This window comes from Enterobacter chengduensis, from assembly GCF_001984825.2.
GTDB lineage: Bacteria > Pseudomonadota > Gammaproteobacteria > Enterobacterales > Enterobacteriaceae > Enterobacter > Enterobacter chengduensis.
In genome coordinates this window covers 4,889,917-4,903,916 of sequence record NZ_CP043318.1, presented here as the reverse complement: position 1 = coordinate 4,903,916, position 14,000 = coordinate 4,889,917, and the positions used below count along the sequence as shown (strand labels likewise).

At 55.2% G+C, this 14,000-nt stretch carries 12 protein-coding genes; 9 read left to right on the top strand and 3 right to left on the bottom strand.

Annotated elements, in window-relative coordinates; translation table 11 throughout:
* Nucleotides 1-52 precede the first annotated feature (52 nt).
* Complete coding sequence (ppiC, locus tag FY206_RS23715) at nt 53-334, bottom strand: peptidylprolyl isomerase PpiC (RefSeq protein WP_008501570.1); 282 nt, start codon at nt 332-334, stop codon at nt 53-55.
* An 85-nt stretch (nt 335-419) separates the two neighbouring features.
* Here ppiC and rep point away from each other — a divergent pair, with 85 nt between their 5' ends.
* A complete protein-coding gene (gene rep, locus FY206_RS23710; RefSeq protein ID WP_032644817.1) occupies nt 420-2,444 on the top strand; it encodes a DNA helicase Rep in 2,025 nt (674 codons plus the stop codon).
* Between the two features lie 55 nt (nt 2,445-2,499).
* Here rep and gppA read toward each other — a convergent pair whose 3' ends face one another.
* On the bottom strand, nt 2,500-3,984 hold the full coding sequence (gppA, locus tag FY206_RS23705) for a guanosine-5'-triphosphate,3'-diphosphate diphosphatase (RefSeq protein ID WP_032644816.1): 1,485 nt from the start codon (nt 3,982-3,984) through the stop codon (nt 2,500-2,502).
* A 6-nt stretch (nt 3,985-3,990) separates the two neighbouring features.
* Entirely contained in the window at nt 3,991-5,259 is a 1,269-nt protein-coding gene (gene rhlB, locus FY206_RS23700; protein WP_032644815.1) for an ATP-dependent RNA helicase RhlB, read from the bottom strand.
* A 144-nt stretch (nt 5,260-5,403) separates the two neighbouring features.
* On the opposite strand from rhlB, the gene trxA reads away from it, so the two are divergent.
* The 8 genes from trxA (at nt 5,404) to rffA (ending at nt 13,999) form a co-directional block, all read left to right on the top strand.
* Nucleotides 5,404-5,733 carry a thioredoxin TrxA gene (gene trxA / locus FY206_RS23695; protein ID WP_006179218.1) on the top strand — a complete coding sequence of 110 codons (330 nt, stop codon included), beginning with the start codon at nt 5,404-5,406 and terminating at the stop codon, nt 5,731-5,733.
* Between the two features lie 346 nt (nt 5,734-6,079).
* Complete coding sequence (gene rho, locus FY206_RS23690; RefSeq protein WP_008501566.1) at nt 6,080-7,339, top strand: transcription termination factor Rho; 1,260 nt, start codon at nt 6,080-6,082, stop codon at nt 7,337-7,339.
* 242 nt (nt 7,340-7,581) lie between these two features.
* Entirely contained in the window at nt 7,582-8,685 is a 1,104-nt protein-coding gene (gene wecA, locus FY206_RS23685) for a UDP-N-acetylglucosamine--undecaprenyl-phosphate N-acetylglucosaminephosphotransferase (protein WP_032644814.1), read from the top strand.
* Between the two features lie 13 nt (nt 8,686-8,698).
* A complete protein-coding gene (gene wzzE, locus FY206_RS23680) occupies nt 8,699-9,745 on the top strand; it encodes an ECA polysaccharide chain length modulation protein (protein WP_032644813.1) in 1,047 nt (348 codons plus the stop codon).
* A 55-nt stretch (nt 9,746-9,800) separates the two neighbouring features.
* Nucleotides 9,801-10,931 carry a non-hydrolyzing UDP-N-acetylglucosamine 2-epimerase gene (gene wecB, locus FY206_RS23675; protein ID WP_032644812.1) on the top strand — a complete coding sequence of 377 codons (1,131 nt, stop codon included), beginning with the start codon at nt 9,801-9,803 and terminating at the stop codon, nt 10,929-10,931.
* Nucleotides 10,928-12,190, top strand: coding sequence for a UDP-N-acetyl-D-mannosamine dehydrogenase (gene wecC / locus FY206_RS23670; protein WP_032644811.1), 1,263 nt, complete (start codon nt 10,928-10,930; stop codon nt 12,188-12,190). Before wecB ends, wecC begins: the two co-directional genes overlap by 4 nt.
* Entirely contained in the window at nt 12,187-12,864 is a 678-nt protein-coding gene (gene rffC / locus FY206_RS23665; RefSeq protein ID WP_032644810.1) for a dTDP-4-amino-4,6-dideoxy-D-galactose acyltransferase, read from the top strand. The genes wecC and rffC overlap by 4 nt, the downstream gene beginning before the upstream one ends.
* Nucleotides 12,865-12,868: 4 nt before the next feature.
* On the top strand, nt 12,869-13,999 hold the full coding sequence (gene rffA, locus FY206_RS23660) for a dTDP-4-amino-4,6-dideoxygalactose transaminase (protein WP_032644809.1): 1,131 nt from the start codon (nt 12,869-12,871) through the stop codon (nt 13,997-13,999).
* The last annotated feature ends 1 nt before the right edge of the window (nt 14,000 follow it).

Here is a 14,000-nt window from a genome sequence, read left to right as displayed (position 1 = left end):
TACAAAACCGTAAGATGTAGGCCGGGTAAGGCGCAGCCGCCACCCGGCTTTTTTATTTGCGATACAGTACTTTAATCACGTGGTAGCCGAACTGCGTGTGCAGCGGGCCGGTTGGCTCCAGCACCGGGCAGGAGAAGACCACTTTATCGAATGCCGGCACCATCTGGCCCTGGCGGAACTCACCTAAATCACCGCCGCGTTTGCCTGACGGACAAATAGAGTGTTTCTTCGCCAGCTTGCCGAAGTCGGCGCCGTTTTTGATCTGCTCCAGAAGATCCAGAGCCAGTTTCTCTTCTTTAACAAGAATATGCAGTGCTGCTGCTGTTTTTGCCATGATCGTGCCTTGAGTGGTATGGATTAGGCTCGCTATACTATCACGCTGTTATTCTCCCCTCCTGACTTTCATTGAGCGATCACTTATGCGTCTAAACCCCGGACAACAACAAGCCGTCGAATTTGTCACTGGACCCTGTCTGGTGCTGGCGGGCGCGGGATCCGGTAAAACGCGCGTGATCACCAACAAGATTGCCCACCTGATCCGCGGCTGTGGCTATCAGGCGTGCCACATTGCGGCGGTCACCTTTACCAACAAAGCGGCGCGCGAGATGAAAGAGCGCGTCGGTCAGACGCTGGGCCGTAAAGAGGCGCGCGGCCTGATGATTTCCACCTTCCACACGCTTGGGCTGGATATCATTAAGCGCGAGTATGCCGCGCTGGGAATGAAGTCCAACTTCTCGCTCTTCGACGACACCGATCAGGTGGCGCTGCTCAAAGAGCTCACCGAGGGGCTGATCGAAGATGACAAGGTGCTGCTGCAGCAGCTGATCTCGACGATTTCGAACTGGAAGAACGATCTGATGACCCCGGCCCAGGCCGCGGCGATCGCCAAAGGCGAACGGGATCGGATCTTCGCCCACTGCTATGGCCTGTACGACGCGCACATGAAAGCGTGCAACGTGCTGGACTTCGACGACCTGATCCTGCTGCCGACGCTGCTTTTACAGCGCAATGAAGAAGTGCGCGAGCGCTGGCAGAATAAAATCCGCTACCTGCTGGTGGATGAATATCAGGACACCAACACCAGCCAGTACGAGCTGGTGAAGCTGCTGGTGGGCCAGCGCGCGCGTTTCACCGTGGTAGGCGATGACGACCAGTCAATTTACTCCTGGCGCGGCGCGCGTCCGCAAAACCTGGTGCTGCTGAGCAAAGACTTCCCGGCGCTGCAGGTGATTAAGCTGGAGCAGAACTATCGCTCCTCCGGGCGTATCCTGAAGGCGGCAAACATCCTGATTGCCAATAACCCGCACGTGTTTGAGAAGCGTCTCTTCTCCGAGCTGGGCTATGGTACGGAGCTGAAAGTGCTCAGCGCCAACAACGAAGAGCATGAAGCGGAGCGCGTCACGGGCGAACTCATCGCCCATCACTTCGTCAACAAAACTGAATATAAGGATTACGCGATCCTCTATCGCGGCAATCATCAGTCGCGCGTCTTTGAAAAGATGCTGATGCAGAACCGCATACCGTACAAAATCTCGGGCGGCACCTCGTTCTTCTCACGGCCAGAAATTAAAGATCTGCTGGCCTATCTGCGCGTGCTCACTAACCCGGATGACGACAGCGCGTTTCTGCGCATCGTAAATACGCCGAAGCGCGAGATTGGCCCGGCGACGCTGCAAAAGCTGGGCGAGTGGGCGATGACCCGCAATAAAAGCCTGTTTACCGCCAGCTTTGATATGGGCCTGAGCCAGACGCTGACGGGGCGCGGATACGATAATCTCACCCGCTTCACCCACTGGCTTGGCGACGTGCAGCGTCTCGCAGAGCGTGAGCCGGTGGCGGCGGTGCGCGATCTTATCCACGGTATTGATTACGAATCCTGGCTATACGAAACGTCCGCCAGCCCGAAAGCGGCTGAGATGCGGATGAAAAACGTTAACCAGCTCTTTAGCTGGATGACTGAAATGCTGGAAGGCTCGGAAATCGACGAGCCGATGACCCTGACCCAGGTGGTCACCCGCTTCACCCTGCGCGACATGATGGAGCGCGGCGAGAGCGAAGAAGAGGCCGATCAGGTGCAGCTGATGACGCTGCATGCGTCGAAAGGTCTGGAGTTCCCGTATGTGTATCTGGTCGGTATGGAAGAGGGATTATTGCCGCACCAGAGCAGCATTGATGAAGACAACGTCGACGAGGAGCGCCGCCTGGCCTACGTGGGGATCACCCGCGCGCAGAAAGAGCTGACGTTCACGCTGTGCAAAGAGCGCCGCCAGTACGGTGAGCTGGTCCGCCCGGAGCCGAGCCGTTTTCTGCTGGAACTGCCGCAGGATGACCTGATTTGGGAGCAGGAGCGCAAGGTGATTACCGCTGAAGAGCGGATGCACAAGGGCCAGGCTAACGTGGCGAACATTCGCGCCATGCTGGCAAAAGCCAAAGAGAAAGGATGAGTCCGAAAGGCTTGTAGGCCGGGTAAGCGTAGGCCACCCGGCATTTTTCACGATCTTATTTCACTTCCAGCACCCAGTGCACATAGCTCTGCCACTGGCACTCCTGCTCGATCATCTCTGCCCCTAACGGGTGACGATCGATCCAGTTCTCCGGCAGCGTCAGCGAAAGCGTCTCGTCATTCGCCACCAGATTAATGGCAGGCAGCAGATCGTCGCGGCGACGGCTGGCAAACAGAATCGCCAGACGCAGCAGACGGCACAGATGCTCGGCCACGCGCGGCGGTACGGCGTTTTGCTGATGCAGAGAGGAGAGGTCGACGGCATTGGTCTGGTTCAGCAGCAGCGTTGCCAGCAATTTTTTCTGCGCGGGCGTATAGCCCGGCAGATCGAGATTCCGTACCAGATACGCTGCATGCGCCGGTGCCTGCTTAAAATCTATGCTTAACCCCACTTCGTGTAGCGCGCAGGCGCTCAGCAGCAGATCCCGGCTCAGATTATCAAGATCCCAGACGTTAGCGACCCGATCGGCGAAACGTGACGCCAGCTGCGATACGCGCCCTGCCTGATCGATATCAACCAGAAAACGACGCTGCACGTTGCGCAGGGTACGGCTGCGGATATCCTGATCGACCGCCAGATGCAGCATCCCGTAGACCAGACCCTCGCGCAGCGCGCCGCCGGCCAGAGTCATACACTGGATATTCAGCTCGGTGAAAATGGCGATAAGGATAGCCAGCCCGCTCGGGAAGACCAGGGCGCGCTCCAGCGTCAGGCCTTCAATTTCCAGCTCTTCCAGGCGTCCGCACTGAATGGCGCGCTGTTTTAGCTGCTGAAGTTTGGCAAGCGTGATCCGCTCGTCCATTCCCTGCGCCATCATGATTTCCTGCAGAGCCTGCACGGTACCCGAGGCGCCCACGCAGACCTTCCAGCCGTGATAGCGCAGCTCGTCCATCACCGGGCGCAACACGTCGCGCGCGGCGTTTTCCGCCTCGTCGAAGTTTTCTTTACCCAGATTACGATCGGTAAAATAGCGCTCAAGCCAGGTCACGCAGCCCATCGACAGGCTGAAGAGCGACGTTGCCTGCGCGCCGGTGCCGGTCACAAGCTCGGTACTGGCACCGCCGATATCCACCACCAGGCGGCGATCGTCACCCCCCGTGGTGTGTGCAACGCCCTGATAAATCAGGCGAGCTTCTTCTTCACCGCTGATAACCTGTACCGGACAACCCAGAATTTCCTGCGCTTTGGCAATAAAATCCACGGCGTTAACCGCCAGGCGGAGCGTGGCTGTAGCCACCACGGTGATTTGGGCATGAGGGATATCCTGCAGACGCTCGGCAAAGAGTCGCAGACACTGCCAGCCACGTTCCATGGCTTCAGGTGAGAGGTGATTGTCGCTGCTCAGGCCCGCCGCGAGGCGGACCTTGCGCTTGATGCGCGTCAGCGTTTGTATGCTTCCCGCCACCTCGCGCACAACCAGCATATGAAAACTATTCGAACCGAGATCAATTGCCGCATAAAGCGAGGTGGAGCTGAGCATATTTTTTTAACCTGAACGACGACGATTACGCGGTGCGCCGCCTGAACGACGCGGACCATTGCCGGAGCGTGGGCGGGTTAGACGCTTAGGCGGCGGCAGTTCGCTTAACAGCGCTTCCGGATTATATTTGCTCTGCGGAATAGAGTGACCGATATAGGTCTCGATGGCTGGAAGATTCAGCGCATACTCTTCACACGCAAGGCTAATTGAGTGACCGCTTGCGCCCGCACGACCGGTACGACCGATACGGTGTACGTAGTCTTCGCAGTCGTCTGGCAGATCGTAGTTAAAGACGTGCGTCACGGCTGGAATGTGTAAACCACGTGCCGCCACGTCGGTTGCGACCAGAATATCAAGATCGCCACGGGTAAATTCGTCGAGGATGCGCAGGCGTTTTTTCTGCGCCACGTCGCCGGTCAGCAGGCCAACACGGTGACCGTCCGCAGCCAGATGGCCCCAGATGTCCTCACAGCGGTGTTTGGTGTTTGCGAAGATAATGGCGCGGTCCGGCCACTCTTCTTCGATCAGCGTTTGCAGCAGACGCATTTTCTCTTCATTAGAAGGATAGAAGAGCTCTTCCTTAATGCGGTGACCCGTTTTCTGCTCAGGCTCCACTTCCACATATTCGGCGTTGTTCATCTGTTCAAACGCCAGTTCACGCACGCGATAAGAGAGGGTGGCAGAGAACAGCATATTCAGACGCTGATTGGCCGGCGGCATGCGGCGGAACAGCCAGCGGATATCTTTAATGAAGCCCAGATCGTACATACGGTCGGCTTCATCAAGCACCACAACCTGGATTGCGCCGAGATTAATGTGGTTCTGTTTGGCGTAATCGATAAGACGGCCGGTGGTACCGATCAGGATATCCACGCCGCTTTCCAGCACTTTCAGCTGCTTATCGTAGCCGTCACCGCCATAGGCCAGGCCAAGCTTGAGACCAGTAGCCTGTGCCAGGGGTTCAGCGTCTGCGTGGATCTGTACCGCCAGTTCTCGCGTCGGGGCCATAATGAGCGCGCGCGGCTGGTTAACTTTGCGGTCTGCAATCGCTGGGTGAGAAAGTAAATAATGAAACGTTGACGTCAAAAACGCCATCGTTTTGCCGGTACCGGTTTGCGCCTGCCCTGCAACATCGCGACCGGCCAGCGTCAGCGGCAGCGCGAGGGCCTGAATGGGCGTGCAGTTATGAAACCCTTTAGTTTCAAGGGCTTCGATCACTTTTGGGTGCAGGGCGAAGTCGGAAAACTTCTGTTCTGTTAAATGTGTTTTGCTCATAGTGTGGTAGAATATCAGCTTACTATTGCTTTACGAAAGCGTATCCGGTGAAATAAAGTCAACCTTTAGTTGGTTAATGCGACATCAACACGTCGTTGGTGGAGACAAAACCAACGTACCAGGCTTATTCCTGTGGAGTTATATATGAGCGATAAAATTATTCACCTGACTGACGACAGTTTTGACACGGACGTACTTAAGGCTGACGGGCTGATCCTCGTCGATTTCTGGGCTGAATGGTGTGGTCCTTGCAAAATGATCGCCCCGATTCTGGATGAGATCGCTGACGAATATCAGGGCAAACTGACCGTTGCCAAGCTGAACATCGACCAGAACCCGGGCACCGCACCAAAATACGGTATCCGTGGCATCCCGACCCTGCTGCTGTTCAAAAACGGCGAAGTGGCAGCGACCAAAGTGGGCGCGCTGTCCAAAGGTCAACTGAAAGAGTTCCTGGACGCTAACCTGGCGTAAGGTTTCTCCGCTGCGCGTTCAGAGCTCCCGGCTAAATGATGTGGAACTCTGGACGCCCGGCTGAAGTCGTGCTAAGTTAGCTATGACTTCGTTTTAAACATATCTTGTTGTTTGAATCTTGTTTTACCCGATACTTCCCGTTGTTGACATGAACAGTGCGTGAAGTGGCTAAATTCCGGGCTTGTCACTCAAATCCGTCTTGTCGTTTCAGTTCTGCGTTCTTTCCCTGTGACCAGACAGCGAACAGACATGAGTTGATGGCCGCTAAACAGGCATGGATGACCCTGCCATACCATTCACAACATTAAGTTCGAGAATCACCCCGAGTTTAAGAACCCACACCATTATGAATCTTACCGAATTAAAGAATACGCCGGTTTCTGAGCTGATCACTCTCGGCGAAAATATGGGGCTGGAAAACCAGGCTCGTATGCGCAAGCAGGACATCATTTTCGCCATCCTGAAGCAGCACGCTAAGAGTGGCGAAGATATCTTTGGCGACGGTGTGCTGGAGATATTGCAAGACGGATTTGGTTTCCTCCGCTCTGCAGACAGCTCCTACCTCGCCGGCCCTGACGACATCTACGTATCCCCTAGCCAAATCCGCCGTTTCAACCTCCGCACTGGTGACACCATTTCAGGTAAGATTCGTCCTCCTAAAGAGGGTGAACGCTACTTTGCGCTGTTGAAAGTCAACGAAGTTAACTTCGACAAACCTGAAAACTCGCGTAATAAGATCCTCTTTGAGAACTTAACGCCGCTGCACGCGAACTCTCGCCTGCGCATGGAGCGTGGTAACGGTTCGACCGAAGATTTAACGGCGCGCGTTCTGGATCTGGCATCACCTATTGGTCGCGGCCAGCGTGGTCTGATTGTGGCGCCGCCAAAAGCGGGTAAAACCATGCTGCTGCAGAACATCGCGCAGAGCATCGCCTATAATCACCCAGACTGCGTACTGATGGTGCTGCTGATTGACGAACGTCCGGAAGAAGTGACCGAGATGCAGCGTCTGGTTAAAGGTGAAGTGGTTGCTTCAACCTTCGACGAGCCAGCCTCTCGCCACGTTCAGGTTGCGGAAATGGTCATCGAGAAGGCGAAACGCCTGGTTGAGCACAAGAAAGACGTGATCATCCTGCTTGACTCCATTACCCGTCTGGCGCGCGCCTACAACACCGTGGTTCCGGCGTCCGGTAAAGTGCTGACCGGTGGTGTGGATGCTAACGCCCTGCACCGTCCGAAACGCTTCTTCGGTGCCGCGCGTAACGTGGAAGAGGGCGGCAGCCTGACCATTATCGCGACGGCGCTGATCGATACCGGTTCAAAAATGGACGAAGTGATTTACGAAGAATTTAAAGGTACAGGTAACATGGAACTGCATCTTTCTCGTAAGATCGCTGAAAAACGCGTCTTCCCGGCTATCGACTACAACCGTTCCGGTACCCGTAAAGAAGAGCTGCTCACCACGCAGGAAGAGCTGCAGAAAATGTGGATCCTGCGCAAAATCATCCATCCAATGGGTGAAATTGACGCGATGGAGTTCCTCATTAACAAACTGGCGATGACCAAAACCAACGACGATTTCTTCGACATGATGAAGCGCTCGTAACGCAAATAAAGCCAGCGAACGCCACGTTTTTACGTGGCGTTTTTCTTTTATGGATTATACGCTAGTACCCTGTACTCCCAATTTTTGACTGGGCGGTGCGACAATAAGATAATTCGCACAGTAAAAACATTAATAGCTTGAATAATAAACAAATGGAACTGTAAGAGGTTTGCTTTATAACTTCAGGCTCAGCGCCTTGATGGTTATACTTCCTTGACTAACATTTGTTGAGAACATCCATTGTGAACCTACTTGATACGTTTGCTGAACTAACCAGTATTTTCTTATTTACCACCTGCTTTTTGTTTCTGGCACGTAAGGTGGCGAAATATCTGGGGTTAGTGGATAAACCCAACTTTCGTAAACGTCATCAAGGCATGATCCCTCTGGTCGGTGGCATTTCTGTTTTCGCGGGGATCTGCTTCACGTTTGCTATCGCGGATTACTATATTCCGCATGCCAGGCTGTATCTGACCTGCGCGACGGTACTGGTGGTGGTTGGCGCTCTTGATGACCGTTATGATATTAGCGTCAAAATTCGCGCCTTCGTTCAGGCTGCTGTGGCGATCGCTATGATGGTTTTCGCTAAACTGCACTTGAGCAGCCTTGGCTATATTTTTGGCTCCTGGGAGATGGAACTCGGTCCGTTCGGTTACTTCCTGACGCTATTTGCCGTGTGGGTCGCAATCAACGCGTTCAACATGGTTGACGGTATTGATGGTTTGCTGGGAGGCTTGTCCTGCGTCTCGTTTGCCGCAATAGGTTTCATTTTATGGTTCGATGGGCAATATAGCCTTGCTATGTGGTGTTTTGCCATGATTGCGGCCATCCTGCCTTATATCTTGTTAAACCTCGGCGCATTGGGACGGCGCTATAAGGTATTCATGGGTGATGCGGGTAGCACCCTTATCGGCTTTACTATCATTTGGATCTTGCTGGAAACCACTCAGGGTGATGTTCATCCTGTTAGCCCGGTGACGGCATTATGGATTATCGCTATCCCGTTAATGGATATGGTTGCGATTATGTATCGCCGCCTGCGTAAAGGGATGAGTCCTTTCTCTGCTGACCGCCAGCACATTCATCACTTGATCATGCGAGCCGGGTTCACTTCCAGACAGGCATTTGTGCTTATTACGCTGGCGGCTGCTATTCTGGCGGGGATTGGCGTGACGGCGGAATATACACATTTTGTGCCTGAATGGGCTATGTTGGTATTGTTCTTGCTAGCTTTTTCTCTCTATGGCTACTGCATCAAGCGCGCATGGAAAGTAGCACGCTTCATTAAACGTATTAAGCGCAGGATGCGTCGTAACAGTGGCAAACATACAACATTAACTAAGTAAAACCGGGACTATGATGACTCAACCGTTGGCGGGAGCGAAATCAGTGGTAACTGAGAATGAACTGGATATTCGGGGTTTGTTTCGCCTGTTATGGGCAGGCAAACTTTGGATTGCGGGGATCGCGCTGGGGTTTGCGCTCCTGGCGCTGGCTTATACCTTCTTTGCAAAGCAAGAGTGGAGCGCCACGGCAATCACGGATAAACCAACGGTTAACATGCTTGGGGGATATTATTCCCAGCAGCAATTCCTGCGAAACCTGGACATTAAAGCCAGTCTTGCCACACCTGACCAGGCTTCCGTTATGGATGAAGCCTATAAAGAGTTTGTGATGCAGCTGGCTTCGTGGGATACCCGCCGCGATTTCTGGTCCCAGACTGACTACTTCAAGCAGCGTCGGGTGGATAACACTAAAGCCGATGCCGCCCTGCTGGACGATCTGATTAACAATATTCAGTTTATGCCGGGCGACGCGCTGCGTAACGTGAATGACAGCGTCAAGCTGATTGCAGAAACCGCGCCTGACGCCAACAACCTGCTGCGCCAGTACGTCGCGTTTGCCAGCCAGCGTGCCGCAAGCCATCTTAACGAAGAGCTTAAAGGTGCCTGGGCGGCCCGCAACATTCAGATGAAAGCGCAGGTGAAACGTCAGGAAGAGGTGGCGAATACCATTTTCGGTCGTCGCGTGCATAACGTTGAGCAGGCGCTGAAAATTGCGGAACAGCACAATATTTCCCGTACGGAGACGGACGTGCCGGCTGATGAGCTGCCTGATTCTGAAATGTTCCTGCTTGGTCGCCCTATGCTGCAGGCGCGCCTGGAAAACCTGAAGGCCGTTGGGCCTGATTTTGACCTCGACTACGATCAAAATCGCGCGATGCTTAATACGCTCAATGTCGGTCCATCCCTGGACCCGCGTTTTCAGACCTATCGTTATTTGCGAACGCCTGAAGAACCTGTAAAACGCGACAGTCCGCGCCGCGCATTCCTGATGATCATGTGGGGGATTGTGGGGGCACTCGTTGGTGCTGGCGTGGCGTTAACGCGTCGTCGTACAAACTAAGAACGCCGTTTACGATGAAGGCATAGCCTTCATCGTCTAATCGAAGAGAATCGATGTGAAAGTACTTACCGTATTTGGCACCCGGCCTGAGGCCATCAAGATGGCACCTCTGGTTCATGCGCTGGCCAGCGATCCTGATATTGAAGCGAAAGTGTGCGTCACGGCCCAGCACCGTGAGATGCTCGATCAGGTTTTAACGCTCTTCTCCATCGCCCCGGATTACGACCTTAATATTATGAAGCCGGGGCAAGGGTTGACGGAGATAACCTGCCGCATTCTACAAGATCTTAAGCCGATCCTGGAGTCATTCAAACCTGACGTGGTGCTGGTACACGGCGACACCACCACGACCGTGGCGACCAGTCTGGCCGCGTTTTACCAGCGTATTCCCGTGGGGCATGTTGAAGCGGGTCTGCGCACTGGCAATCTTTATTCGCCGTGGCCAGAGGAGGCCAACCGCACGTTAACGGGCCATCTGGCGATGTACCACTTTGCGCCAACGGAAAACTCGCGTCAGAACCTGCTGCGTGAAAATATTGCCGATAACAAAATCTTTGTCACCGGCAATACGGTCATTGATGCATTAATTTGGGTACGTGACCGCGTCCTCGCCAATGACGATCTTAAAAAAGAACTCGCTGCCCGCTATCCGTTCCTCCACAACGGCAAAAAAACCATCCTGGTCACAGGCCATCGGCGCGAAAGCTTTGGCCGCGGTTTTGAGCAAATCTGTCACGCGCTGGCGGAAATTGCGGCGCAGAACGACGATGTGCAAATTGTCTATCCGGTTCACCTCAATCCTAACGTCAGCGAGCCGGTTAACCGCATTCTGGGTCATGTCGACAATGTCCTGCTGATTGAACCTCAGGATTACCTGCCGTTTGTCTGGCTGATGAACCATTCCTGGCTGATCCTCACCGATTCCGGCGGCATTCAGGAAGAGGCGCCCTCTCTCGGTAAACCGGTGCTGGTAATGCGTGAAACGACCGAACGTCCTGAAGCGGTCAAAGCCGGTACCGTCCGTCTGGTCGGCACCAACGCGCAGCTCATCGTCGAAGAGGTCACGCACCTGCTGCACGACGATGAAGCCTACCAGGCGATGAGCCGGGCCCATAATCCGTATGGAGACGGGCAGGCCTGTGGCCGTATTTTGCATGCACTTAAACACAATCGGGTATCGCTATGAGTTTTAATACCATCTCTGTCATTGGTCTTGGCTACATCGGCCTGCCCACCGCGGCGGCGTTTGCCTCTCGTCAAAAACAGGTTGTCGGTGTGGATATCAACGCCCGCGCGGTGGAGACCATTAACCGTGGCGAAATTCATATTGTGGAGCCTGCTCTTGACCGCGTGGTGAAAGAGGCGGTGGAGGGAGGCTTCCTGCGTGCCAGCACGATCCCGGTAGAAGCGGATGCCTACCTGATTGCCGTTCCAACGCCCTTTAAAGGCGACCACGAGCCCGACATGGCGTTCGTTGAGGCGGCGGCAAGATCCATCGCACCGGTGCTGAAGAAAGGGGCGCTGGTGATCCTGGAGTCGACCTCCCCGGTGGGGGCCACCGAGCAGATGGCACAGTGGCTGGCCGACGCGCGCCCTGATTTACGTTTCCCGCAGCAGGCGGGAGAGCAGGCGGATATCAACATCGCCTACTGTCCGGAGCGCGTGCTGCCGGGTCAGGTCATGGTCGAGCTGATTAAAAACGACCGCGTTATTGGCGGTATGACGCCCGTCTGTTCCGAACGCGCCAGCGCGCTGTACAAGATTTTCCTTGAAGGCGAGTGCGTGGTAACCAACTCCCGCACTGCCGAGATGTGCAAGCTGACGGAAAATAGCTTCCGCGACGTGAATATCGCTTTTGCGAACGAACTGTCGCTGATTTGTGCCGATCAGGGGATTAACGTCTGGGAATTGATTAGCCTGGCGAATCGCCATCCGCGTGTAAACATACTCCAGCCGGGCCCGGGTGTGGGCGGGCACTGTATCGCCGTCGACCCGTGGTTTATCGTGGCGCAAAATCCAGCGCAGGCACGCCTGATCCGCACCGCGCGTGAAGTGAACGACAGCAAGCCTCATTGGGTGCTCAGTCAGGTTAAATCGACGGTAGCGGATTGCCTGGCAGAGAGCGGCAAGCGCGCCAGCGAGCTGAAGATTGCCTGCTTTGGTCTGGCATTTAAACCCAATATTGACGATCTGCGTGAAAGCCCGGCGATGGAAATTGCCGAGATGATTGCCGAATGGCACAAGGGTGAAACGCTGGTGGTTGAGCCGAACATTCATGAATTACCGGCAAAACTGGCGGGGCACTGCACGCTGACGGCGCTGGACGACGCGCTGGCGACGGCGGACGTGCTGGTGCTGCTGGTGGATCACAAAGCGTTTAAAGCGACGTCCGGAGATGCCGTTCGTCAGCAGTATATTGTCGATACTAAAGGCGTCTGGCGTTGAACAGCCTGAATGGGGTGCTCGAGTCCCTGCAGTGGGAGAGTGCCTTTTTCGGCCTGCCGTCGGCCATCGTGCGCCTGCGCGACGACGCGCCGGTACTGGCTGAATCGGATTTCACCGCCTGGCAACGGGTGCAGGCGAAGATCCCGGCGGAGCGTGCCGATCTGCTTGACGCGCTCCAGCAATACGGCTTTCAGCTGGTTGAAGGTGAGGTCGATCTTTCCATTACCCTTTCCCGACACGATGCGTCCGGCGCGGAAACGGCAACGGAACAGGATATTCCCGCGCTGCGTGAGATGGCGGCCCAGGCCTTTGCGCAGAGCCGCTTTCGCGCGCCCTGGTACGCGCCAGACGATAGCGGACGTTTCTATGCCCAGTGGATTGAGAATGCGGTTAAAGGCACCTTTGACCATGTCTGTCTGGTTTTCCGCACAGGAGACTGTCAGATCCAGGGGTTCGTTTCGCTGCGTAAGCTCAACGCGCGCGAGGCGCGTATTGGCTTATTAGCCGGGCGCGGCATTGGCGAAAAACTCATGCAGGCGGCGCTGCACTGGGCGCAGCAGCAACAGCTTGTGACGCTGCGGGTAGCGACCCAGCTGGGCAACACCGCCGCGCTTAAACGTTATATTGCGAGTGGTGCCAACATCGACGCCACCGCCTACTGGTTATACAGGTGACAAGATGATTCCATTTAACGCACCCCCCGTCGTTGGCACGGAACTCGACTATATGCAGTCTGCCATGGGCAGCGGCAAGCTCTGCGGTGACGGCGGTTTTACCCGTCGCTGCCAGCAGTGGATGGAGCAGCGTTTTCGCAGCGCCAAAGTGTTGCTGACCCCGTCCTGTACGGCATCCCTGGAGATGGCGGCGCTGCTGCTGGATATTCAGCCCGGCGATGAAGTGATTATGCCGAGCTATACCTTCGTCTCCACCGCGAATGCCTTTGTCCTGCGCGGGGCGAAAATTGTCTTTGTAGATATCCGCCCGGATACCATGAACATTGATGAGACGCTGATTGAAGCGGCAATCACCGACAAAACGCGCGCAATCGTGCCGGTTCACTACGCGGGCGTGGCCTGTGAAATGGACACCATTATGGCCATCGCCAAAAAACATAACCTGTTTGTGGTGGAAGATGCCGCGCAGGGCGTTATGTCCACCTACAAGGGGCGCGCGCTGGGCACCATCGGCCATATCGGCTGCTTTAGCTTTCACGAAACCAAAAACTACACGGCGGGTGGTGAAGGTGGCGCGACGCTGATTAACGACCGGGCGCTCGTGGAGCGTGCGGAAGTGATCCGTGAAAAAGGCACCAACCGCAGCCAGTTCTTCCGCGGTCAGGTAGACAAATACACCTGGCGCGATATTGGCTCCAGCTATCTGATGGCGGATCTGCAGGCGGCGTACCTGTGGGCGCAGCTGGAAGCCGCGGAGCGTATCAACCTGCAGCGTCTCTCCCTGTGGCAAACCTATTACGATGCGCTTGCGCCTCTGGCTAAAGCCGGGCGTATCGAGCTGCCGACCATCCCGGCAGACTGCGTCCACAACGCGCATATGTTCTACATCAAGCTGCGCGATAACGACGACCGCAGCGATCTCATCGCCTGGCTGAAAGAGGCCGAAATTATGGCGGTGTTCCACTATATCCCGCTGCACTCAAGCCCGGCCGGAGAAGCGTTTGGCACGTTTGCGGGTGAAGACCGTTACACTACGAAAGAAAGTGAGCGTTTGCTTCGCCTGCCGCTGTTCTACAACCTCGCGCCTGTTAACCAGCGTACGGTGATTAATACCCTTCTGAGCTATTTCGGCTGAT

What these genes read in the sequence shown, in the direction of transcription:
- rhlB (WP_032644815.1), bottom strand. Translation starts at nt 5,259, where the DNA reads ATGAGCAAAACACATTTAACAGAACAGAAGTTTTCCGACTTCGCCCTG.
- rep (WP_032644817.1), top strand. Translation starts at nt 420, where the DNA reads ATGCGTCTAAACCCCGGACAACAACAAGCCGTCGAATTTGTCACTGGA.
- gppA (WP_032644816.1), bottom strand. Translation starts at nt 3,984, where the DNA reads ATGCTCAGCTCCACCTCGCTTTATGCGGCAATTGATCTCGGTTCGAAT.
- ppiC (WP_008501570.1), bottom strand. Translation starts at nt 334, where the DNA reads ATGGCAAAAACAGCAGCAGCACTGCATATTCTTGTTAAAGAAGAGAAA.
- rho (WP_008501566.1), top strand. Translation starts at nt 6,080, where the DNA reads ATGAATCTTACCGAATTAAAGAATACGCCGGTTTCTGAGCTGATCACT.
- wecC (WP_032644811.1), top strand. Translation starts at nt 10,928, where the DNA reads ATGAGTTTTAATACCATCTCTGTCATTGGTCTTGGCTACATCGGCCTG.
- rffA (WP_032644809.1), top strand. Translation starts at nt 12,869, where the DNA reads ATGATTCCATTTAACGCACCCCCCGTCGTTGGCACGGAACTCGACTAT.
- wzzE (WP_032644813.1), top strand. Translation starts at nt 8,699, where the DNA reads ATGACTCAACCGTTGGCGGGAGCGAAATCAGTGGTAACTGAGAATGAA.
- trxA (WP_006179218.1), top strand. Translation starts at nt 5,404, where the DNA reads ATGAGCGATAAAATTATTCACCTGACTGACGACAGTTTTGACACGGAC.